The following is a 21685-nucleotide window of genomic DNA, read 5'->3' on the forward strand; positions in this document are numbered from 1 at the left end:
GAATTAGTTATAGGCAAAGCCCAAAAAAGCACGGGGGTGTATGTGCATGGCAGGCATTTTCACAGCACTTGGTTATCTCATTAAGGAATTTTTATTTCTTGTCTCTTATGTAAAAAACAATGCTTTTCCGCAGCCCCTATCTGCTGCAGATGAGAGGAAATATTTACGGTTAATGGCGGAAGGGGACGCACATGCTCGTAATATGTTGATTGAACATAATTTACGTCTTGTAGCTCATATTGTCAAAAAGTTTGAAAATACTGGGGAAGATTCAGAGGATTTAATTTCAATAGGAACCATTGGATTAATTAAAGCCATTGAGAGCTATTCAGAAGGCAAAGGAACAAAGCTTGCTACTTATGCAGCACGATGTATTGAAAACGAAATCCTCATGCATTTGCGAGCTTTAAAGAAGACAAAAAAGGATGTTTCTTTGCATGACCCGATTGGACAGGATAAAGAAGGTAATGAAATTTCACTTATTGATGTACTAAAATCTGAATCAGAAGATGTGATTGATACCATCCAGTTAAACATGGAGCTAGAAAAAATCCGGAAATATATCGATGTCCTTGATGACAGAGAGAAGGAAGTAATCGTTGGCCGTTTTGGTCTTGACCTTCAAAAAGAAAAGACACAACGGGAAATTGCAAAAGAATTGGGGATTTCTAGAAGCTATGTTTCGAGGATCGAAAAAAGAGCATTAATGAAGATGTTCCATGAATTTTATCGTGCTGAAAAAGAGCGTAAGAAAAAGAACTAAGATGAGAGCCGGAGATTATTCCGACTCTTTTTTTCTTGTTAAAACGGCTGGTGCCTATACATGTCACAAAATCGGGACATAACCTATTATAAAAGGAAAAGGGGGTATTCATGTGTCATATGGTTATCCAAATTCTTGTTGTTGCCCAGCCCCTTATCCAGTTTATCCAGTACCTTATACAACTGGTGGAGGGGGATGGTATGCACTCTTTATTGTTTTACTGATATTGGTGCTCATCTTCGGTGGCTGGTGGTACTACACAACTTGCTGTTAAGAGTAATGAAGCTTGTGCACTCGTGAGCACAAGCTATTTTTATGTAAAACGCTAATAATAGAATTATTAATAAAATATATTATAATGAAAAGGTACATATACGAGGGGGGAAGACGATGACATCCACTACATATTCAGATGTTTGGAATCTTGACGTATTTTTTAAAGGTGGAAGTGATTCAGCTGAACTTGCAGACCACTTAAAGGTAACAAAGGAATTAATTGAACTCTTTAAAACAAAAGTACATAACTGGGAACCGCTCAATACAGCAAAGGATAAGGTATATTTGAAGGAGCTTCTATCGGATTTTGAAACAGCTGGTAAAAAGCTTCGCCAAGCTGCGGCATTTGTAGGCTGCCTGCAAGCTCAAAATACAGAAGATAAAAAGGCATATGCTCTTGAAGCAACTGTAACAGGACTTAGCGCCACTTTTCAATCCGCTCTTAGTGCATTTGATAATCTTTTGTCATCCATTAATGATGAGGTATGGTCACAAGTGTTAGAAGACGAATACCTATCAGATTTGACATTTTCGCTGACAGAAAGACGCGAGCGAGCAAAAGAAAAGCTTTCAATTGAGGAAGAAGCATTAATCAGTGCTCTGGGTGTTGATGGCTATCATAGCTGGGGACAATTGTATGATCTCATTGTTAGTAAAGTAAAGGTTCCTGTTGAGGAAAATGGTGAGGTGAAACAACTTTCAGTTGGGCAGGCGGCCAATCGATTTTCCAGTTCAAATCGGGAAGTACGTAAAGAAGTGTTTAAAAGCTGGGAAATGTCTTGGAATGATCAAGCAGATTATTTATCGAAAACATTAAATCATTTATCAGGTTTCCGATTAAATGTTTATCAAAAACGTGGCTGGGAAGATGTATTAAAAGAACCATTGAGTATTAATCGTATGAAAAAAGAAACATTAGAGACAATGTGGACCGTGATTTCTGACAATAAACAACCACTTGTGGAATATTTAAACCGCAAAGCTAAACTCCTAGGACTTGAAAAATTAAGCTGGTTTGATTTAGATGCTCCATATGGAAAAACTGAGTCAAAGGTTTCTTACCAAGAGGGTGCAGAGTTTATTGAGCAAAACTTCGCTCTGTTCGGTGAAAAAATGGCTGCTTTTGCTAAGAAGGCGTTTGAAAATCAATGGATTGAAGCGGAGGATCGTCCAGGGAAAGCGCCTGGTGGTTTCTGTACTGGGTTCCCTGAAAGTGAGGAATCACGTATTTTCATGACTTATTCAGGTACTCCTTCCAATGTTTCTACATTGGCTCATGAGCTTGGCCATGGTTTCCATTCCTATGCGATGAAGGGTGTACATTATCTCAATCGCGGGTATGCCATGAATGTGGCTGAAACGGCATCGACCTTTGCAGAAATGATTGTTGCGGATGCTGCTGTAAAAAATGCGAAGGACGAAGAAGAGAAGCTTGCTTTACTAGATGATAAAATCCAGAGAACGGTTGCTCTTTTAATGAACATCCATGCCCGCTTTTTATTTGAGACTCGTTTTTATGAGGAAAGAAAGCGAGGTCCAGTCTCTGCTGAAACGTTAAACAAATTAATGGAAGAAGCTCAGAAGGAAGCTTATTGTGAAGCTTTAGAAGAATATCATCCACTATTCTGGGCATCCAAGCTGCATTTCTTTATCACGGGAGTACCGTTTTATAACTTCCCATATACATTTGGCTATTTGTTCTCACTTGGAATCTATGCACAGGCGGCTGAGGAAGGTACAGGATACGAAGAAAAGTATATTTCTTTATTAAGAGATACTGCTTCCATGAGTGTTGAGGATTTGGCGGCTAAGCATTTACAAGTTGATTTAGTGCAAAAGGATTTCTGGGAAAAGGCAGTCAAAATCTGTATCGATGATATAGAGGAATTCCTTCAATTAACAGCAAATAAATAAAGACAAAGCCCAGCGGATTCTGCTGGGCTTTGCTATTCTTTACACTTTCCTAAGTTTAAATGGACTAACCATTAGGAATGATAAAATGATGATAATGAATAAAAAGGTTTGCGCTGGGACGTACGGAATAGCTAAAAAGCTTAAGGTGACCAAACAGCCTGCGGCTGTAATTGGTAAACCTGTAAAATACCCGTTGCTTTCAGTTATATTGAAGCGAGCTAATCTAAAAGCACCGCAACCAATGTAGAAGACGGTAAAGAAAGATCCGGGTCCGCCAAATTCATTTAAAATTCCTTGATATAGTAATAGTGCTGGCGCGACTCCAAATGATATAATATCACTCATGGAATCTAATTGTTTGCCTAGCTCTGACTCGATATTAAATTTTCTTGCCGCCATTCCATCAAAACGATCAGCTAAAGCTGCGATAAAGATTAGAAGCAAACTAAGTCGTAAATTTCCTTCCATCGCAAAAATTATCGCAAAACCACCAAAAGATAAATTCGTTAATGTAATAACATTCGCTGTTTGGGACTTCAGTTTCTTAATTGTCGAATCAAAAACGTCTAATAAAAACATTTAGCTCCACCACTCCTTCTCAACAAGTAGGAAGAGAACTTTATTTATTTTCCTAACTCTATTTATTTAATATTAAGCTTTTTTAGCAATTTCGTAAAGAGTATTTTTACACTTTTTGGGGGTCATGTAATGTTAAAGCATGTATATCGTTTAATGATAGAGCTAACGAATGGGAGATGGTCATCAGTCATTTTACGGCGATTTGCACGCTCGAGGGTAAGCAGATTTGTTGTTCCTTCCTTCGCAAAAATTTATAAATTAAATCAGGATGAAATGGAAAAGGCCATGCATGAATATCACACACTACACGATTTATTTATCAGGACTTTAAAAAAAGAAGCGAGATTGGTTGATAAGGATGAAAATTCGGTAGTGAGTCCAGTGGATGCAGTGATTGAGGATGTCGGATCCATAAATGAAACAAGTGAAATTCTTGTCAAGGGTAAGTCATATTCCATACAAGAAATGCTTGGAAGCGATCAGACAGTAACTAAATATTTAAATGGTACATATATGGTGCTCTATTTAAGTCCAAGTCATTACCATCGGATTCATAGTCCTGTAGAGGGTGCAATCGTAAAGCAGTGGACGCTTGGCTCGAAATCCTATCCTGTTAATAAAATCGGTTTAAAGTATGGTGTCCGAACGTTAGCAAAAAACTATCGAATGATTACAGAAGTGAATACAGCATGCGGGCATATTGCGATTGTGAAAGTAGGAGCCATGTTTGTAAACTCAATTGAAAAAACTCATCAAGGAATGCATCTGCAAAAAGGTGAGGAAATGGCTTACTTTAGTTTCGGATCCACAGTCGTTTTGCTGTTTGAAAAAGGAATTTTTAAATTAGATTCCTCTATCCATACACCAAAGGATATTCGAATTGGTGAAAAAATTGGAGTTTTAGTAAAGGATAATGGCGGCGCTTAATTAGTGCCGCACTTGTAAAAAAGAAAAAGCCCTCGAGGGGCATATGGAATATCTTTTTATGAAGAAATTTTCATTTTGTTGAATAAAGATCGACGATGAATTTCTGTTTCTATTAGATGTATAAACTCGGGGCTAAGATTTAATTCTCTTGCTTTATAGTAGGATTCAATGAGTAATTCATCTGACAGTTTACGCAAGCCAGAATGCACCTCCATAAGAAAAATAAATGGTACTAAAATGTATAATTGAAGCATAAAATGGTAGGTTCAAATGTTGTACCCTAAATCTACCAAATTAAATTCGATAGGACAACCTTTCCAATTATTCACAATTTGCAGTGGATAACTTGTGACTAATTTGTTTATAAAGTATAAAAAAGTGCTTGAAACAATGGGGAAAATGTTAATAACTTTATCCACAGAAGTGGAAATGCTGTGATTTTGTCGAAAAATATTTTTTTATATTTCGTTTTAATTGCAAAAAGGCGACATAACTTTGTAATAATGTCGAACTTTGACAAATAATAAAACAAAACAACTATAATAGTTTTATTTTGATACTACGGTTAAAATTGGTTATGATGGTACAGATAAACAGATGAACTAATGAGGTGTAAGCTTAGTGTTAAAGAATTTTTTACCTGATGAGCATGTAAAAAGCATATTAGATATTCATCCTGAAGACTTGAAAAAAAGAGGGATTAAGGGTATTATTACGGATTTGGATAATACGCTTGTGGAATGGGATCGTCCAAATGCCACGCCTGAGCTTGTCAAATGGTTTGAACAAATAAAAAAACACAATATACTTGTTACAATTGTTTCTAATAATAATGAATTGCGTGTAAAGGAATTCTCTGATCCATTACAAATTCCATTTATTTTTCGAGCTCGTAAACCAATGGTGCGTGCATTTTATAAGGCACTTTCCGAAATGGGAATCAAAAAGGAAGAGGCTGTTGTTATTGGGGATCAATTATTAACGGATGTATTAGGTGGAAATAGAAGCGGATTTCATACGATTCTTGTGGTCCCTGTTGCACAAACGGATGGTTTTTTTACTAAATTTAACCGTTTTACTGAACGGAGAATTTTGAATTGGTTCAGAAGAAAAGGCATGATTCAATGGGAGGATTAAAGTGTGAGTGAACAAGAGCAATATTTATGTATGGGGTGCGGTGTTAAGGTCCAAACTGAAAACCCCGCGGAATTAGGATATGCACCGACATCAGCGCTCGAAAAGGAAAGTATTATTTGTCAGCGCTGTTTTCGTCTTAAACATTACAATGAGGTTCAGGATGTCAGTTTAACCGATGATGATTTCTTGAAAATTTTGAATGGCATTGGCCAAACGGATGCATTAATTGTTATGATTGTTGATATTTTCGACTTTAATGGTAGCTGGCTGCCAGGGTTACACCGATTTGTCGGCAATAACAAAATAGTTTTAGTTGGTAATAAGGTGGACCTAATGCCTAAATCGGTGAAACATAACAAATTGATTAATTGGATGAAACAGGAATCAAAAGAGTTAGGACTACGGCCCGAGGAAGTCTATTTAGTTAGTGCTGAGAAAGGCAAGTATATCAAAGAAACAGCAGCAGCAATAGATGAAATGCGAAATGGAAAAGATGTCTATGTGGTAGGATGTACAAATGTAGGGAAATCTACATTTATAAATAGAATTATCAAAGAGGTTACTGGTGAAGGTGATATTATTACGACATCACACTTTCCTGGTACCACTTTAGATATCATTAAAATACCACTTGAGGATGGAAAAGCACTGATTGATTCTCCAGGAATTATCAATCACCATCAAATGGCACACTTTGTTGATAAGAACGATTTAAAAATTATTACTCCTAAAAAAGAGATAAAACCAAAGGTATTTCAATTAAATGAAGGACAAACCTTGTTTTTTGGAGGATTGGCTCGGTTTGATTTTATTAGTGGTGACAAAAATTCATTTGTTTGCCATGTTTCAAATGAAATTAATATTCATCGTACCAAAACAGAGAATGCCGATGAATTATACCGAAACCATGTCGGGGAACTCCTAGCTCCACCTCGAAAGGATGAATTGGAATCATTTCCTGAGCTAGTGAGACAAGAGTTTACGATTAAGGATGCAAAAACAGATGTTGTGTTTTCTGGACTTGGCTGGGTCACCGTTAACGAGCCAGGAGTAAAGGTTGCGGCATATGTGCCAAAGGGTGTGCAAACCTTGACACGAAAATCCTTAATTTAATTTAGACGGGGAAATGAGGGGAATCAGGTGAAGAAACTTTTTGCGGTTTTGGGTTATCCAATTGGTCACTCAATGTCACCAATTATGCTTAATGATGTTTTATCCTATTATGAAATCGACGCCCATTATCATCCCTTTAAAGTAAGTCCAGAGGAATTAGAAACAGCCTTTAGAGGGTTAAAGGCAATTGGAATATCAGGCTTTAATGTAACCATCCCGCATAAAAGCGCCATTATACCTTTTTTAGATGGTATTGATGATTTGGCATTGAGTATTGGTGCAGTAAATACGGTGGTTAATGATAACGGTAAACTAATCGGTTATAATACGGATGGATATGGATTTATAAAAGGTTTAGAACCTTATATCTCATCCTTCTCTGACAAGAAGGTCTTAGTTATAGGGGCAGGAGGGGCTGCAAGGGCCATTTATTTTACGATGGCGAAAATGAAGCCTCTTGCACTTGATATTACCAATCGAACGGTCATAAAAGCGAAAGAGTTAATCGAGGCATGCCCATTTGAATCAAACTCTAAAGCCTTATCTTTAGATGAGGCAGAGGTTCAACTGAATGAATATGATGTAGTTATTCAAACAACAATGATAGGCATGTACCCTAATATTTCAGAAACACCCATTAGTCTGAAAAATTTAAATACCCATGCCTTGGTTTGTGATATTGTTTACAACCCACTAGAAACACAATTCCTAAAAGACGCAAGGCAGAAGGGTGCAACAGTCCAAAATGGAGTTGAAATGTTTGTTTATCAAGGTGCTCTGGCTTTTGAGAAATGGACAGGAATTTTCCCAGATGTAAAAAGAATGAGAGAAAATGTATTAAGACAGTTGGAGGCGTGAAATGTTAACAGGTAAACAGAAAAGATTTTTGAGGTCAAAAGCTCATCATTTAGATCCGATTTTTCAAGTAGGAAAGGGCGGAGTAAATGAAAATATGATCAAGCAAGTGGCGGATGCGTTAGAGGCCAGAGAACTTTTTAAAATAAGTGTTTTGCAAAATTGTGAAGAAGATAAAGATGTTGTTGCAGAGCAGCTTGCTAAAGGAACAGGTGCTGAAATTGTTCAAATCATTGGAAATACGATCGTACTTTATAAAGAGTCGGTAGAAAAGAAACAAATTTCACTTCCATAGTACAGGAGGTTTCATCATGACAAAGGTTGGGATTTTGGGAGGGACATTTGACCCGCCTCATTTCGGACATTTGTTAATTGCTAATGAGGTACTCTCCAAACTTAATCTAGATGAAGTTTGGTTTATGCCAAACCAAGAGCCTCCTCATAAGCAGAAATCGGAGTCAGTTGAGAATATAGACAGGCTGCAAATGCTTGAGCTTTCTATCAAAGGGAATCCATCCTTCCGAATCGAAAAAAATGAGTTGGAGAGATCGGGCCCATCGTTTACTGTCGATACCATGAAGATATTGAACGAACAATATCCAAATCATCAGTTCTACTTCATCATCGGAGCAGATATGATTGAATACCTGCCTAAATGGCATAAAATTGAGGAACTGATTAAGCTTGTGAGATTTGTTGGTGTTCAAAGGCCGGAGTATAGCATTAAAACCGATTATCCTATCATTTACGTCGATGTGCCAGCATTCGATGTTTCATCTAGCATGATAAGAGAGAGAGTACAGCAGGGGATGACGGTACGTTATTTATTACCCGACCCCGTCATCGATTTTATTAGGGAGAATCATTTATATGGAACGTGAAAAAGCATTAAAAATTGTAAAAGAACAGTTGACTGACCATAGATATCAGCATACTTTAGGCGTTATGGAAACTGCCATTACATTGGCAAAACAGTATGGTGCTGATGAAAAAAAGGCAGAAAAAGCTGCAATCTTTCATGACTATGCTAAATTTCGTCCTAAGGATGAAATGAGGCAAATTATCCTGAACCAAAAATTCCCTCAAGATTTACTTCACTATCATGCAGAATTATGGCATGCACCTGCAGGAGCTTACTTGGTGGAAATCGAAGCGGGAATAAAGGATAAGGAAGTACTTGATGCGATCCGCTACCATACATCTGGAAGGCCAGGAATGACTCTGCTGGAAAAAGTAATTTATTTAGCCGATTATATTGAACCAGGTCGACATTTTCCAGGAGTTGATGAGGTTAGAGGCTTAGCCAAAGAAAATTTGGATACGGCATTAATACAAGCCGTTAAGAATACCATACTATTCTTAATGAAAAAGAATCAACCGGTTTATCCGGATAGTTTTAAAACATATAATGATCTCGTAATGAGTCAGGAGGATTGATTAATGTCTAATCAAGAGTTATTAAAAATTGCTGTAAAAGCTGCAGATGATAAAAGAGCTGAAGATATTTTAGCACTAAATATGCAGGGTATCTCTTTAATTGCCGATTATTTTATTATTTGTCACGGAAACTCGGACAAACAAGTTCAGGCGATTGCAAGAGAAATTAAAGAAAAAGCCGAAGAACACGGTTATAATGTGCGAAGAATGGAAGGCTTTGATGAAGCTACATGGATTCTAATCGACCTTGGTGATGTGGTTGCACATGTATTCCATCGTGATGAGAGAAGTTACTATAAGTTAGAACGCTTATGGGGCGATGCACCTTTAGAGGATATTCGCAGTGAGCTTACAACATGAGCTATGAGCAGTTTGCCTATCTATATGACGAGCTCATGCAAGACGCTCCATATGATGAATGGGTGAGATTTGTTAAAGAAAAATTAGAACAGTATCAAGTAGGTAGTAAAAATCTACTTGATCTGGCCTGTGGTACGGGAGAGCTCTCCGTTCGTTTCGCAAAGGAGGGCTTTTCGGTTACGGGTGTAGACTTATCTGCTGATATGCTCGCGGTTGCACAGGCAAAAGCACAAGAAGAAGGTTTGCAAATTCCTTTTTTTGAACAGGACATGGCAAGTTTAGAAGGACACGAAGAATTTGATATTATTGGTATTTTTTGTGATTCCTTAAATTACTTGCAATCTGATGACGATGTCATACATACGTTTACAAGTAGCTACAATCACCTAAAGGATGGCGGCATATTCTTTTTTGATGTCCATTCTATTTATAAAATTTCTCAAATTTTTATTAACCAAAGCTTTACATTAGCAGAGGAACACTTATCCTATATTTGGAATAGCTTTGCTGGAGATTTACCTAATAGTGTAGAGCATGAATTAAGCTTTTTTGTTTTAGATGAGCAAACTGGCAAGTATGACCGCTTTGATGAACTTCATTATCAAAGAACCTACCCAGTTCGTCAGTATTCAGAATGGCTAGCGCAAGCAGGGTTTGAATTGTTGGAGATTAGTGCAGATTTCGAAAATAGAGAACCACAGGAACAATCAGAAAGAATTTTCTTTGTTGCAACAAAAAAGCCATCTAAGTAAAAAAAGATGGCTTTTTTTTGTGAAAAATAAAGGATTATGTTACCTCTTAGCGAATTATTGTTTATAGAACAGCAAATTAACTTTTTCTAAGTCATCATTAAATTTAGAATGTGTTGCCTGAAAAACATGTTCAAAGATCTCTCCAAGCTCTTCCTCCATTACCTTGATGCCCTCACCCGTGATACCACCCTTAACACAAACTTTTTCTTGTAAGGAAGGTAATGTATAGTGCCCTTGTTTGATTAGCTCCCCGAGACCAACAATCATTTCACTCGCCATCACTGTTGCCGTTTCTTGATCAATCTCAGTTTCCTTTACAGCTGCCAGTATAAACCGTTGCAGCAGGTAACTGAAAAATGCAGGACCACAGCTAACAATGTCTGAAGCCACTCTCGTTATTTTTTCATCGATTGCTACTGGTACCGAAATCTTCGCAAATAGACTCTCCACTTTTGTTTTCCAACTTTCACTGCACTGTTCACCAAACGTAATAAGAGAAACTCCTGCTAATGCACGGTTTGTGATGCTCGGAATAACCCTAATAACTGAACACGTTGTTTTCGCAGCAAGTTGACCTGTATCGATAGGGCTAGTGATGGAAATGATACATTTCCTATTATTCAAGTGGGGATTAATCTCAGCAAGAATTTTATAAACATCCAAAGGTTTTACACAGATGAACACCAAATCGGATTGAGATGCGACTGCAGCTGCATTTTCCCCAACCCTTATATCCTTATATTTATCTTTAAGCAGCGTCGCTTTAGTTTTTGTTCTATTTGTAATAACCATTGAAGAAGGGGAAACTGCTTTTCCGTCAATTAAAGCCTCAATCAAAATTGTCCCCATATTACCGGTACCTATGATACCAATTTTCATTATTCTGACCCTCCTTCGCCTGCAGATTCTCTAATAACAATATGAAAATTGATAGTGAAATATACCAATTGAAAGGATGGATTCATTATGAAGGATTGGATGAATGAGCATAAAATTTATCTGATTATTGCTGTCATCATAGCTTTTGCAGCACTTTATTATTTTTTGGAGGAAAGAAAATCATCTTCAGAAATCAATGTGGAAGAAATTGTTCCTACTGCAATAATTGAAGAGGAGGAGGTCATCCAACCAACACAAAACCAAACAAAGGTAGCAGAAAGCTTCATTGTAGATGTAAAGGGGCAGGTCAAAATGCCAGGTGTATATTCATCCAGTCCGGAAGAAAGGGTAATAGATGTGGTCCAGCGTGCTGGAGGGCTAACGGAAAATGCAGATGAAAGCAAGGTGAATTTTGCTGAGCATGTTCAGGATGCAATGGTGATTTATATTCCCGCAAAGGGGGAGGAAGGGAATATCCCTCAGGGGTTGACTAGTAATCCTTCTGACACAGGGGGGACTAAACAAGGAAAGATAAATCTAAATAAAGCAGATGAAAATGAATTGCAAAACCTGCCTGGGATCGGTCCTTCAAAGGCTGCTGCGATTATGGAATACAGGGAAACAAATGGCCCGTTTAAAAGTGTTGAAGATTTGAAAAATATAAGCGGAATCGGTGACAAAACATTTGATAAATTAAAAGATTTAATTTCGGTTCAATAAGGAAATCTTATTGACCTTTTAAAGTCACTACTATTACACTTAAGGCAGAAATAAATCGAATTTTGGAGGAGTTGGGGAAGTGGAGCGCGTTTCTTGGGATCAATATTTTATGGCACAAAGCCATTTGCTGGCATTAAGAAGTACCTGCACAAGACTTACAGTGGGCGCGACGATTGTCAGAGATAAGCGAATTATTGCGGGTGGTTATAACGGTTCAATTGCGGGTGGAGACCATTGTATCGATAAAGGCTGTTATGTTATAGATAATCATTGTGTTAGGACGATTCATGCAGAAATGAATGCTCTCCTGCAATGTGCCAAATTTGGTGTACCCACGGCTGAAGCTGAAATATATGTGACTCATTTTCCATGTCTGCAGTGCTGCAAAGCGATTATCCAAGCTGGGATTAAAACAGTTTATTATGCAGAAGATTATAAGAATCACCCTCACGCAGTGGAGTTATTTCAGCAGGCTAAAGTAAAGACTGAAAAGGTAGAATTAAAAGAATCCGTTATTGATTTACGCCAATTAAACCAATAAGCCTCAAAATAGCGCCGGGACTCCCCGGCGTTATATCCTGTACTGAAAAATGGTGAACAATATGAATGGTAAATATTTTTATTTTGCGATTGCTGCATTATTAGGTGTATTAACCTCACTATTTCCTTTTCTTCCGTTCCTGCTTTTAACGGTAATGTACCTTATTCTCCTGTACAAATATAAGAGGTATCGCAGCCACCAGCTTTTATTCGTCATCGGCATGTTCATTCTTTTTTTTCTCACCTGTGAACATACATTAGCAAATAATAAATCTAAACTGTCAGACAGTACTTCTACCTTTCATCTTCGATTTACAGAGAATACAAAAGTCGATGGTGATTTGCTTCAGGTTACGGCATTAGATACATTGAATAAAGAAAAGCTTCTAATACGCTATAAAATCAAATCTGAGGAAGAGAAAAAGGAACTAAAAAACACCAACTTTTATGGTCGTCTCTGTCAAGTAACAGGACAATTAAAAAATCCTCCCGTTGCTAAAAATCACAATGCTTTTAACTACCGTAAATATTTATCCAATAAACAAGTTTATAAGATTGTGGAACTAAGTAATCACCCTCTAAGCCAATGCTCTCTCATAAAATCTTCTCCATTAACCATGATAAAAGAATTACGTTTTAATGGTATAGTCTACCTCGAAAAAAACTTTCCACCTGAAATTGCGGCACTTTCAGCAGCATTAATTTTTGGGGATCGGAGTATGTTTGATCCAGAGATATTAATGAATTATCAAAAGACGGGGATTGTCCATTTACTGGCCATTTCTGGGCTGCATGTTTCATTATTAATTGGAATGGTTTTTTATTTAGGCATTAGAATCGGGTTAACTAGACAGTTCATGATGAATTTTCTTCTCGTAATTTTACCGATTTATGCAATATTAACTGGTGCTTCTCCTTCTGTTATAAGGTCGGTATTAGTGATCTTTCTTGTTTTGTTTATTTTACGATGGAAGAAACAATTAAAACTGTCACCGATTGACGCTATAAGTCTCACGCTAATGATATATGTATTCTTTACTCCGCTGATTATTTTAGATGCAGGGTTTCAGCTATCCTTTTCCGTCAGTTTTGCTATTATTTTGTCTTCCTCAAGCATATTGCCTCGGTATCAACAAACCATTTCAGCGATGGTAGTTACATCAATCATTGCTCAACTTGCAGCGCTGCCAATATTGCTGTACCACTTTTTTGAAATTTCCTTTATAAGCATTGCAGCGAATCTACTCTATATTCCACTCTTTTCGTTTGTTTTTCTTCCAGGTTTATATCTTTTGTTTTTCATTCAGATTATCTTTAAAGATGCTCCTTCAATTCTAATAAATTTATTTATGAAAATCATAAATTTAGCAAATAGTCTAATTGAACAGCTTGCTGACTTATCTTTTGCTCAGCTCATAACTGGAAGACCGAATTGGTTAAACTTTATCGTTTATATTTTACTTGTCCTGATTATTTTTCTAATATGGGAAGCAGGTTTGCAGCAAAGACGGAAACAAACGATTATCATTTTGACAATTATCTTAGTTACTTTTCAGACCGTATGGAATTGGGCAAATCCATTTGGGGAGGTCACCATGATTGATGTTGGACAGGGTGATAGTATATTAATCCACTATCCATTTGGTATGGGTACCTATTTAATTGATACTGGAGGTAGTGTTCAATTTGAAGAGGAAGAATGGAAAAAATCAGCAAAACCATATGAAGTTGGGAGAGATGTGGTGGTCCCTTTTTTGAAGGGGAAGGGAATAAAGAAATTAGATAAATTAATTCTTACACATGGTGATAGTGATCATATTGGCGGCACTATGGCTATTTTGACGGAAATTGAAATAAAACAGATTATTATGCCGTCTGTTGCTGAACCTTCACAAGCAGAATTAACCATTATTCAGGAGGCGAATAAAAAAGGTATACAAGTGGTGATGGTTTCTGAGGGAATCCAATGGAAAAATGAAAAAAGCTTATTTTATGTATTAAGTCCTGAAAAAAATTATCAGGGTGAGCGTAATAGTGGGTCCATCGCGTTTACCGCAAACATTGGAGGGCTCAAGTGGTTTTTTGGGGGTGATCTCGATCAAGAGGGGGAAGAAAGGATTTTAAAGAAATACCCCACTTTGAATATTGATGTTTTAAAGGCTGGTCATCACGGAAGTAAGACCTCAAGCAGTGATATATTTATCAAAAGCATCACACCAATTATTTCTTGGATTTCTGTTGGTGAAAGAAACCGATATGGTCATCCTCATAACGAGGTGTTAGAACGATTAGCAAAAACAACTATATATAGGACTGACCTGCATGGTGCAATTACGTATAAGTTTTACGGTGAGAGTGGAACCTTTTCTTCCTTTTTACATAATATAAAGCAATAGCTCAACAGCAAACATAAAAGAGACTGCAAGATATGCAGCCTCCAAACATTCATTATGTAGATTACATTAGGATCCGATAATTTTAATAACTGTTGCAATAATAAACATTGTAGCAAAAAAACCAAAAGAAACGATAAAGCCTACCCCAGAATCAATTGCGTCATTGCGTTTACTTTGCACATTCTTTTCAAATTCATTCACAGTATACCCCTCCTATTTCACATAATAGTATAAGCTTTTTTTATTAAAAAATCCAGTATCCTTTCAATATCTACTTCCTTTATTGACAAGAGTTGACACAAATACTTTATTCCAAAAAGGTGACACTAAATTTACACAAGGAACTCCGCCAGGCAATTAAATTTCCTAGGGCTTTGATTGCAGGCGTTCATTATAGATCGGGAATTGGCGCTTTTCGTAAAAGCGTCTTTTCCCTTTTAACACTTGTCAAATTGTCCAAGCTTCATTACGATAGATAATGGAATGTGAATCGAAGGGGAGCTTGGATAATGGTACTAGATATTTGGAAACAAATTAAACAACGGGAAATTGCTCCCATTTATTTATTATATGGTACAGAAGCCTTTTTAATCAATGAAACAAAACAATTGCTGCTTAATCAAGTTTTAGATGAAGAGGAGAAGGACTTTAATTTTACTGCATATGATTTAAATGAAACCCCTATTGAAGCGGCATTAGAAGACGCAGAAACCTTCCCTTTTTTAGGTGAAAAGAAAGTGATTTTCCTACATAATCCTAAATTTTTAACGGCTGAAAAGACCAAAGAAAAAATTGACCATAATCTTGCGCGGCTAGAAGCATATCTTAAAGATCCAGCACCCTACACTGTTTTGGTTATCTCAGCACCTTATGAGAAGCTGGATGAACGAAAAAAAGTGACCAAAGAATTAAAGAGATCTGCCGTTGCGGTGGAAGCTAAAAAATTAAATGAACATGATTTAAAAAATTGGGTGAAAGAAAGAGCTAAGATTAATGGCATTGCCTTTGACCCGGACGCACTAGATTTGTTAATAACATTGGTTGGGACCAATATGTTTATGATTAGCAGCGAGGTCGATAAATTAGCTTTATACGCCGCAGAGGAAAAACGAATTAATGCGGCAATAGTAGAAGAGTTAGTTTCAAGGTCGCTTGAACAAAATATTTTTACTTTAATTGAAAAGGTTGTACAACGAAAACCAGAGGCTGCTCTTAGAATTTATTATGATTTATTAAAGCAAAATGAGGAGCCAATTAAAATCTTAGCCTTGCTGGCAGGGCAGTTTAGGTTAATATATCAAGTAAAAGAGCTCTCGCGCAGAGGGTATGGGCAGCAGCAAATTGCGGGGTTTTTGAAAACTCATCCCTTTCGAGTAAAGCTTGCCGCAGGCCAAGCCAATCAGTTTACAGATGAAGAATTGACGAATCTTATGGCAATGCTTGCAAATGCTGATCACCAGATGAAAACGGGCGGGATGAATAAATCATTACTAATTGAAATGTTATTGTTTAAAATAAAACGCTAATACAAAAAAACGATTCCATAGAGGAATCGTTTTTTTATGCACTCAAATTATAGAGAGTTAGCTCTTTTAGCAAGACGTGATTTTTTACGAGCAGCAGCATTTTTATGGATAAGACCTTTTGCAGCAGCCCTGTCTAGTTTGCTAGCAGCAGTTGAGAATGCTTCTTTAGCAGCAGGAGCGTCGTTAAGAGTAACAGCAGCTTCTACTTTCTTAACAGCAGTACGCATTGCAGATTTAGCAGTTGTATTTTGAGCATTACGAGCTTCGCTTGTTTTTACACGCTTAATAGCAGATTTAATGTTAGGCATTACTTTCACCTCCTACAAAGAATCGAGACTATATGAACTCGACTTTACCTTCATTCACAATTATTCAGAACAAGTGATATTTTATCAAACCAAACCCTATATTGCAATACTAGATTTATTTACATATAAGAAAAACCTGAATGTTTTAGCTGAAAAAGGGCAAAAATAGGAAATAGTTTCTAGTTTATAAGGCGGAAGCGACTCGCCTAGGGGCGACAGGCATAAGACGAGCCGGCGAGAAGGTTGTTCTTTAACCTTCTTGCTGGATTGTCTGAAATGTGGAGGCGACTGCCCTGGGACGAAGGCATAAGACGACCCCTGCAAGAAGGCGCTTTTTGCCTTCTTCAGGGGGTGGCTTATGACTCGAGTCCCAAGGAGCCGCAACTAGACAAGCTTATGACGCGAGCCCCTAGTCGCTGGAGCTAGATTGAGAATTTAAGGATGGGAGCGAAAAAGATGCAGGAGAACATAAATACGAATATCGACTTAAGTCAGTACTCGATTCGAACGGATTTAGCGATTGAAGCAAGAGAAATGGTAATTGCTGATAGGGAAGGATCAGTTCAACAGGGAGAGAACATTTCCCAAATTGAAGGAGTCATTATTAAAGAAAAGGATATAGAGGATATAAAAATATCTTTAGTGGAGGTCACAGAAACAGGAGGAAAACAGCTTGGTAAAAAGCCGGGACGCTATTTAACAGTTGAGGTACAAGGGATTAGACAACAGGACACTCCGTTACAACAAAAGGTGGAGGAAATTTTTGCAAAAGAATTTGCTCACTTCTTAGAAGGAACTGGTATCAAAAAGGATGCCTCTTGCCTTGTGGTGGGGCTGGGAAATTGGAATGTCACTCCTGACGCACTAGGTCCGATGGTTTGTGAGAACCTATTAATCACCAGGCACTTGTTCCAATTGCAGCCAGAGAGTGTAGAGGAAGGATATCGTCCAGTTAGTTCTTTAGTTCCTGGAGTTATGGGATTAACGGGAATTGAGACGAGCGATATTATCTTTGGAGTAGTCGAGAAAACCAAGCCTGATTTTGTCATAGCTATTGATGCTTTAGCGGCAAGATCCATTGAGAGAGTTAATTCTACCATCCAAGTCTCTGATACAGGTATTCACCCAGGGTCAGGAGTAGGAAACAAAAGAAAAGAATTAAGCAAAGAAACATTAGGAGTTCCGGTTATAGCTATTGGTGTTCCGACCGTTGTTGATGCGGTGTCGATTACGAGTGACACGATTGATTATATCCTCAAGCATTTTGGAAAGGAGCTTAAGGAAGGAAATCGTCCTTCGAGAGCACTCGCACCAGCAGGTATGAATTTTGGGAAACGAAAAAAACTTACCGAAGAGGATCTTCCTGAAGAAAAACACCGTCAGACCTTCCTGGGGATGATTGGAACTTTAGAAGAGGAAGAAAAACGAAAATTAATATACGAGGTCCTCTCACCTCTAGGCCATAATCTAATGGTTACACCTAAGGAAGTGGATGTATTTATTGAGGATATGGCTAACCTGATTGCCAGCGGGTTAAATGCTTCGCTCCACAGTAATGTTGATCAAGAAAATGCAGGTTACTATACAAGATAATATTCTCTCGGCCACCTCTTAATTGCGATTTATGGTTCTAGCAATTCTAGTAATGTCATAAGTATTTACTAGAATCAAATTGAGAGGTGGAACCATGAAATCTACTAGGAATTCCGGATTGTTTTTGACGGTGCAAGGGACGAATCTAATAAAAGTAACCTCTTTTATCCTATTGTTTATGCTACTGGTATTTTCTATTAGTGGGCTATTAACATCGTTAAAGCCCCAGTTTAGACCTATGTCTAATTCAGTTAATACGGCAACGAATGAAGTAAATGGGAAAATGCTCTATCAACTCATGGCATGGGAGAATCATCATTTCTTATCAATTGAGGATGATTTAACAGCAAGTCCCAAATTAACGAACTTAATTTTCAAGCTTTCGAGCAATATTAATTTAAATGATCCAAGGAGCCTTTTAGGCAGAGAGCTTCCAGGATTTTTTCAGTTTGATGGAAAAATCGTAGTGGCTGGTGAAGGGTCCAATTATACGAATATGCCGATGGAGTCTGCACCGCCAATTGAAATAATGAAGGCGGAGCGTGAGGCCTCCCTGCAAAACTTAGAGGGAATTGATGAAGGGACAGAAAACGGAACGCCTTCAAAGCCATTGCTCACAACAGGCGATAAAAAGGCAGTACATCTCTACTTTACACATAATCGTGAATCCTACTTACCCTATTTACAGGGGGTAACAGATCCTGACCTCGCTTATCATTCCCAGTTAAATGTCACTAAAATTGGGGATCAATTAAAAGCTGGTTTAGAGGCGAGAGGAATTGGTACATCCATTGATAAATCCGATATAATGGGGTCTGTAAAAATGGCTGGTGCGTATTCAAAATCTGGTGAATTGGTTCGGGAGACACTTGCTACAAACAGTGATATTCACTATTTAATTGATATCCATCGAGATGCCAGACGTAAAGATAAAACAACACCAATTATTAATGGACAGGCCTATGCACAATTGGTTTTTGTAGTCGGTGGAAAAAACCCTAATTATGAAAAAAATCTAAAACTAGCAACGGATCTTCATAACCTATTACAAGAAAAATATAAAGGGATTAGTTGGGGAGTCTTGATGAAAAAAGACGCCGGATCAAATGGAGTTTATAATCAAAATCTTTCTGACAATGCTTTGTTAATTGAATTTGGCGGTGTGGATAATACCTTTGAAGAGTTAAACCGTTCAGCTGACGCGCTTGCAGATGTCTTTAGTGAATATTTCTGGCAGGCTGAGAAAGTAAATTATGATGTAGAACAATCCACGGATAAACAATAGTAGTAAAGGAGCATGTGCTATGAAAATGTTCATGCTGAAATTTTTTTGTATAGTAGCGCTGATGTTTATTTCAGTGTTAGCCGGTATGCAAATAGCTAATGACGGAATTCATAAAATGAAGGGCTATGATGACCCGAATTTTCAAAATGCTGTGGCCTTGAATGACAATGGTGACCATGTTAAGGCCACATTCTTGGGAAATGACATTTCGAGCCACGACATCGATGAAAAGAAAAAGAAGCTTGAGGAAATAAGTGCCTTTAATCTTTTTTCTTCGATGGGAAAGAAGGTCTCAGAAGGTGTTTCCCAAGCTTCGGAAAAACTGATTAATCTTATTACTCAATAGATATTGCCAGCGGTTCCTAAATGGGATACCGCTATTTTTATGGTAAAACCACCCTCTTTTACTTTTCATTGAATCTTATTTCCCGTACTGATATAATCAAAAATAGTGTAATTGTGCGAGTTATAGTAGGAGTGAAATACATGAATAGAGAAGAAAAACTCAAAAGACAATCAAAGATTAGAAATTTCTCGATTATTGCCCATATTGACCATGGGAAATCAACATTAGCTGACCGTATTCTAGAAAAAACGAATGCCTTAACTTCCCGTGAAATGAAGGCTCAGCTCTTGGATTCGATGGATTTAGAAAGAGAGCGCGGTATTACCATTAAGTTAAATGCCGTGCAATTAAAATACAAAGCAAAAGATGGAGAAGAGTATACCTTCCATCTCATCGATACACCTGGACACGTCGATTTTACCTATGAGGTATCACGTTCGCTTGCTGCTTGTGAAGGTGCTGTTTTAGTCGTGGACGCAGCACAGGGGATTGAAGCACAAACTTTAGCAAACGTTTATCTTGCATTAGACAATAACCTTGAAATCTTACCGGTTATAAATAAAATTGACTTACCAAGTGCTGAGCCAGAAAGAGTTCGTAACGAAATTGAAGAAGTTATTGGACTTGATGCCTCCGAAGCAGTGTTAGCGTCTGCTAAAGCTGGTATTGGGATTGAAGATATCCTCGAACAGGTTGTTAAATCTGTTCCGGCTCCAACGGGTGATCCTGATGCCCCATTAAAGGCGTTGATTTTTGATTCCCTTTATGATGCCTATCGTGGTGTAGTGGCCTACATCCGAGTTGTTGAAGGAAGCGTAAAAGTGGGCGATAAAATTAAAATGATGGCAACTGGTGCAGAATTTGAAGTAAATGAAGTAGGAGTATTTACACCAAAATCTACGCTTCTAGACGAGTTAACAGTTGGTGATGTTGGGTTCCTTTCGGCGTCTATTAAAAATGTTGGCGATACTCGTGTCGGTGATACGATTACTAACGCTAAAAACGGTGCAACCGAACCACTGCCAGGTTACCGTAAGTTAAATCCAATGGTATATTGTGGCTTGTACCCAATCGATACAGCAAAATTCAATGATTTACGTGATGCACTAGAGAAATTGCAGTTAAACGATTCTGCGCTTCAATTTGAGCCTGAAACATCTCAAGCCCTTGGCTTTGGTTTTCGATGTGGATTCTTAGGACTTCTTCATATGGAAATCATCCAAGAACGCATTGAGCGTGAATTCAAGATTGATTTGATTACGACCGCCCCGAGCGTTATCTATAATGTACACATGACAGATGGCAATCAAATAAAAGTGGATAACCCTTCAAATCTTCCGGATCCACAGAAAATTGACCATGTTGAAGAGCCTTATGTAAAAGCAACGATGATGGCTCCAAATGAATATGTCGGTGCGATTATGGAGCTGTGTCAGCAAAAGCGTGGTATTTTTATTAATATGGAATACCAAGGTGAAAATCGTGTAAGCATCATCTATGAAGTTCCGTTAGCAGAAATTGTTTATGATTTCTTTGATCAACTTAAATCCAGCACGCGAGGCTATGCATCATTTGATTATGAATTAATTGGCTACAAACCTTCTAGCTTGGTTAAAATGGATATATTGTTAAACGGTGAAAAGGTGGATGCCTTAAGCTTTATCGTTCATAAAGATTTTGCCTATGAACGCGGCAAAGTCATTGTTGAGAAGCTAAAGGAATTAATCCCAAGGCAGCAATTCGAAGTTCCTGTCCAAGCCGCTATTGGTCAAAAAATTGTTGCTCGTTCAACCATTAAGTCCATGGGTAAAAACGTATTGGCTAAATGTTATGGGGGAGATATTTCCCGTAAACGAAAGCTGCTCGAGAAACAAAAAGAAGGTAAAAAACGGATGAAACAGGTTGGTTCTGTAGAGGTTCCACAAGAAGCCTTCATGGCCGTATTAAAAATGGATGATACAAAAAAATAAAAACGAAAA

The 21685-nt window shown here is 37.7% G+C and carries 24 protein-coding genes and 1 pseudogene; 20 read left to right on the forward strand and 5 right to left on the reverse strand.

Annotation, left to right across the window (positions count from 1 at the left end):
- The first annotated feature begins 46 nt into the window (after nucleotides 1-46).
- From sigK to ABC255_RS07765, 3 genes are all read left to right on the forward strand, one after another.
- Nucleotides 47-763: an RNA polymerase sporulation sigma factor SigK gene (gene sigK, locus ABC255_RS07755; protein ID WP_090758825.1), complete on the forward strand. Its 717-nt coding sequence runs from the start codon at nucleotides 47-49 to the stop codon at nucleotides 761-763.
- A 112-nt stretch (nucleotides 764-875) separates the two neighbouring features.
- Complete coding sequence (locus ABC255_RS07760; RefSeq protein ID WP_412992539.1) at nucleotides 876-1037, forward strand: hypothetical protein; 162 nt, start codon at nucleotides 876-878, stop codon at nucleotides 1035-1037.
- Nucleotides 1038-1153: 116 nt separating this feature from the next.
- A complete protein-coding gene (locus ABC255_RS07765) occupies nucleotides 1154-2953 on the forward strand; it encodes a M3 family oligoendopeptidase (protein ID WP_412992541.1) in 1800 nt (599 codons plus the stop codon).
- 39 nt (nucleotides 2954-2992) lie between these two features.
- On the opposite strand, the gene pssA is transcribed toward ABC255_RS07765, so the two are convergent.
- Entirely contained in the window at nucleotides 2993-3532 is a 540-nt protein-coding gene (gene pssA, locus ABC255_RS07770; protein WP_412992543.1) for a CDP-diacylglycerol--serine O-phosphatidyltransferase, read from the reverse strand.
- A 129-nt stretch (nucleotides 3533-3661) separates the two neighbouring features.
- Here pssA and ABC255_RS07775 point away from each other — a divergent pair, with 129 nt between their 5' ends.
- Complete coding sequence (locus tag ABC255_RS07775) at nucleotides 3662-4459, forward strand: phosphatidylserine decarboxylase (RefSeq protein WP_412992545.1); 798 nt, start codon at nucleotides 3662-3664, stop codon at nucleotides 4457-4459.
- Between the two features lie 56 nt (nucleotides 4460-4515).
- Here the strand turns inward: ABC255_RS07775 and ABC255_RS07780 are convergent, their stop codons facing one another.
- Nucleotides 4516-4656 carry a sporulation histidine kinase inhibitor Sda gene (locus tag ABC255_RS07780; RefSeq protein ID WP_045517793.1) on the reverse strand — a complete coding sequence of 47 codons (141 nt, stop codon included), beginning with the start codon at nucleotides 4654-4656 and terminating at the stop codon, nucleotides 4516-4518.
- 424 nt (nucleotides 4657-5080) lie between these two features.
- Between ABC255_RS07780 and ABC255_RS07785 the strand changes: the two genes are divergently transcribed.
- Genes ABC255_RS07785 through ABC255_RS07820 form a run of 8 tightly spaced genes read left to right on the forward strand, consistent with a single transcriptional unit; the run spans nucleotide 5081 to nucleotide 10113 of the window.
- The gene (locus ABC255_RS07785) at nucleotides 5081-5596 is read left to right on the forward strand and encodes a YqeG family HAD IIIA-type phosphatase (RefSeq protein ID WP_335535353.1); all 516 of its coding nucleotides are present in this window, start codon (nucleotides 5081-5083) and stop codon (nucleotides 5594-5596) included.
- A gap of 30 nt (nucleotides 5597-5626) precedes the next feature.
- Complete coding sequence (gene yqeH / locus ABC255_RS07790; RefSeq protein WP_412998503.1) at nucleotides 5627-6709, forward strand: ribosome biogenesis GTPase YqeH; 1083 nt, start codon at nucleotides 5627-5629, stop codon at nucleotides 6707-6709.
- Between the two features lie 27 nt (nucleotides 6710-6736).
- Nucleotides 6737-7567, forward strand: a complete 831-nt coding sequence (gene aroE, locus ABC255_RS07795; RefSeq protein ID WP_412992548.1) for a shikimate dehydrogenase — start codon at nucleotides 6737-6739, stop codon at nucleotides 7565-7567.
- 1 nt (nucleotide 7568) lies between these two features.
- Nucleotides 7569-7859 (forward strand): ribosome assembly RNA-binding protein YhbY, encoded by a 291-nt coding sequence (gene yhbY, locus ABC255_RS07800; protein ID WP_179596935.1) that lies wholly within the window; start codon nucleotides 7569-7571, stop codon nucleotides 7857-7859.
- A 16-nt stretch (nucleotides 7860-7875) separates the two neighbouring features.
- Entirely contained in the window at nucleotides 7876-8445 is a 570-nt protein-coding gene (locus ABC255_RS07805; RefSeq protein ID WP_412992551.1) for a nicotinate-nucleotide adenylyltransferase, read from the forward strand.
- On the forward strand, nucleotides 8435-9001 hold the full coding sequence (gene yqeK / locus ABC255_RS07810; protein WP_412992553.1) for a bis(5'-nucleosyl)-tetraphosphatase (symmetrical) YqeK: 567 nt from the start codon (nucleotides 8435-8437) through the stop codon (nucleotides 8999-9001). Before ABC255_RS07805 ends, yqeK begins: the two co-directional genes overlap by 11 nt.
- 3 nt (nucleotides 9002-9004) lie before the next feature.
- Nucleotides 9005-9361 (forward strand): ribosome silencing factor, encoded by a 357-nt coding sequence (rsfS, locus tag ABC255_RS07815; protein WP_335535344.1) that lies wholly within the window; start codon nucleotides 9005-9007, stop codon nucleotides 9359-9361.
- Entirely contained in the window at nucleotides 9358-10113 is a 756-nt protein-coding gene (locus tag ABC255_RS07820) for a class I SAM-dependent DNA methyltransferase (RefSeq protein ID WP_412992555.1), read from the forward strand. Before rsfS ends, ABC255_RS07820 begins: the two co-directional genes overlap by 4 nt.
- A gap of 54 nt (nucleotides 10114-10167) precedes the next feature.
- Here the strand turns inward: ABC255_RS07820 and comER are convergent, their stop codons facing one another.
- On the reverse strand, nucleotides 10168-10992 hold the full coding sequence (comER, locus tag ABC255_RS07825; protein WP_412992557.1) for a late competence protein ComER: 825 nt from the start codon (nucleotides 10990-10992) through the stop codon (nucleotides 10168-10170).
- An 87-nt stretch (nucleotides 10993-11079) separates the two neighbouring features.
- Between comER and ABC255_RS07830 the strand changes: the two genes are divergently transcribed.
- From ABC255_RS07830 to ABC255_RS07840, 3 genes and pseudogenes are all read left to right on the forward strand, one after another.
- The gene (locus ABC255_RS07830; protein WP_412992561.1) at nucleotides 11080-11712 is read left to right on the forward strand and encodes a helix-hairpin-helix domain-containing protein; all 633 of its coding nucleotides are present in this window, start codon (nucleotides 11080-11082) and stop codon (nucleotides 11710-11712) included.
- Nucleotides 11713-11791: 79 nt separating this feature from the next.
- Nucleotides 11792-12238 (forward strand): annotated as a pseudogene (locus ABC255_RS07835) (ComE operon protein 2); the annotation flags it as partial.
- Between the two features lie 76 nt (nucleotides 12239-12314).
- On the forward strand, nucleotides 12315-14648 hold the full coding sequence (locus tag ABC255_RS07840; RefSeq protein ID WP_412992563.1) for a DNA internalization-related competence protein ComEC/Rec2: 2334 nt from the start codon (nucleotides 12315-12317) through the stop codon (nucleotides 14646-14648).
- Between the two features lie 66 nt (nucleotides 14649-14714).
- Here the strand turns inward: ABC255_RS07840 and ABC255_RS07845 are convergent, their stop codons facing one another.
- Entirely contained in the window at nucleotides 14715-14849 is a 135-nt protein-coding gene (locus tag ABC255_RS07845) for a YqzM family protein (protein ID WP_045517769.1), read from the reverse strand.
- Nucleotides 14850-15157: 308 nt separating this feature from the next.
- Between ABC255_RS07845 and holA the strand changes: the two genes are divergently transcribed.
- On the forward strand, nucleotides 15158-16174 hold the full coding sequence (gene holA, locus ABC255_RS07850) for a DNA polymerase III subunit delta (RefSeq protein WP_412992565.1): 1017 nt from the start codon (nucleotides 15158-15160) through the stop codon (nucleotides 16172-16174).
- Nucleotides 16175-16221: 47 nt separating this feature from the next.
- Here holA and rpsT read toward each other — a convergent pair whose 3' ends face one another.
- The gene (rpsT, locus tag ABC255_RS07855; RefSeq protein WP_412992566.1) at nucleotides 16222-16482 is read right to left on the reverse strand and encodes a 30S ribosomal protein S20; all 261 of its coding nucleotides are present in this window, start codon (nucleotides 16480-16482) and stop codon (nucleotides 16222-16224) included.
- A gap of 468 nt (nucleotides 16483-16950) precedes the next feature.
- On the opposite strand from rpsT, the gene gpr reads away from it, so the two are divergent.
- The 4 genes from gpr (at nucleotide 16951) to lepA (ending at nucleotide 21676) form a co-directional block, all read left to right on the forward strand.
- Nucleotides 16951-18075, forward strand: a complete 1125-nt coding sequence (gpr, locus tag ABC255_RS07860) for a GPR endopeptidase (protein ID WP_412998504.1) — start codon at nucleotides 16951-16953, stop codon at nucleotides 18073-18075.
- Nucleotides 18076-18169: 94 nt separating this feature from the next.
- The gene (spoIIP, locus tag ABC255_RS07865; protein WP_412992568.1) at nucleotides 18170-19360 is read left to right on the forward strand and encodes a stage II sporulation protein P; all 1191 of its coding nucleotides are present in this window, start codon (nucleotides 18170-18172) and stop codon (nucleotides 19358-19360) included.
- A gap of 19 nt (nucleotides 19361-19379) precedes the next feature.
- Entirely contained in the window at nucleotides 19380-19706 is a 327-nt protein-coding gene (locus ABC255_RS07870; RefSeq protein ID WP_412992570.1) for a DUF3679 domain-containing protein, read from the forward strand.
- Between the two features lie 140 nt (nucleotides 19707-19846).
- Nucleotides 19847-21676, forward strand: a complete 1830-nt coding sequence (gene lepA, locus ABC255_RS07875) for a translation elongation factor 4 (protein WP_412992572.1) — start codon at nucleotides 19847-19849, stop codon at nucleotides 21674-21676.
- Nucleotides 21677-21685: the final 9 nt, after the last annotated feature.

The organism is Neobacillus canaveralius (genome assembly GCF_047237705.1).
Lineage (GTDB): Bacteria > Bacillota > Bacilli > Bacillales > Cytobacillaceae > Neobacillus > Neobacillus niacini_K.

Coding starts and splice junctions, on each gene's coding strand:
- sigK (WP_090758825.1), top strand. CDS start 47: ATGGCAGGCATTTTCACAGCACTTGGTTATCTCATTAAGGAATTTTTA.
- ABC255_RS07765 (WP_412992541.1), top strand. CDS start 1,154: ATGACATCCACTACATATTCAGATGTTTGGAATCTTGACGTATTTTTT.
- pssA (WP_412992543.1), bottom strand. CDS start 3,532: ATGTTTTTATTAGACGTTTTTGATTCGACAATTAAGAAACTGAAGTCC.
- ABC255_RS07775 (WP_412992545.1), top strand. CDS start 3,662: ATGTTAAAGCATGTATATCGTTTAATGATAGAGCTAACGAATGGGAGA.
- yqeH (WP_412998503.1), top strand. CDS start 5,627: ATGGGGTGCGGTGTTAAGGTCCAAACTGAAAACCCCGCGGAATTAGGA.
- yhbY (WP_179596935.1), top strand. CDS start 7,569: ATGTTAACAGGTAAACAGAAAAGATTTTTGAGGTCAAAAGCTCATCAT.
- ABC255_RS07805 (WP_412992551.1), top strand. CDS start 7,876: ATGACAAAGGTTGGGATTTTGGGAGGGACATTTGACCCGCCTCATTTC.
- yqeK (WP_412992553.1), top strand. CDS start 8,435: ATGGAACGTGAAAAAGCATTAAAAATTGTAAAAGAACAGTTGACTGAC.
- rsfS (WP_335535344.1), top strand. CDS start 9,005: ATGTCTAATCAAGAGTTATTAAAAATTGCTGTAAAAGCTGCAGATGAT.
- ABC255_RS07820 (WP_412992555.1), top strand. CDS start 9,358: ATGAGCTATGAGCAGTTTGCCTATCTATATGACGAGCTCATGCAAGAC.
- comER (WP_412992557.1), bottom strand. CDS start 10,992: ATGAAAATTGGTATCATAGGTACCGGTAATATGGGGACAATTTTGATT.
- ABC255_RS07830 (WP_412992561.1), top strand. CDS start 11,080: ATGAAGGATTGGATGAATGAGCATAAAATTTATCTGATTATTGCTGTC.
- ABC255_RS07840 (WP_412992563.1), top strand. CDS start 12,315: ATGAATGGTAAATATTTTTATTTTGCGATTGCTGCATTATTAGGTGTA.
- holA (WP_412992565.1), top strand. CDS start 15,158: ATGGTACTAGATATTTGGAAACAAATTAAACAACGGGAAATTGCTCCC.
- rpsT (WP_412992566.1), bottom strand. CDS start 16,482: ATGCCTAACATTAAATCTGCTATTAAGCGTGTAAAAACAAGCGAAGCT.
- spoIIP (WP_412992568.1), top strand. CDS start 18,170: ATGAAATCTACTAGGAATTCCGGATTGTTTTTGACGGTGCAAGGGACG.
- ABC255_RS07870 (WP_412992570.1), top strand. CDS start 19,380: ATGAAAATGTTCATGCTGAAATTTTTTTGTATAGTAGCGCTGATGTTT.
- lepA (WP_412992572.1), top strand. CDS start 19,847: ATGAATAGAGAAGAAAAACTCAAAAGACAATCAAAGATTAGAAATTTC.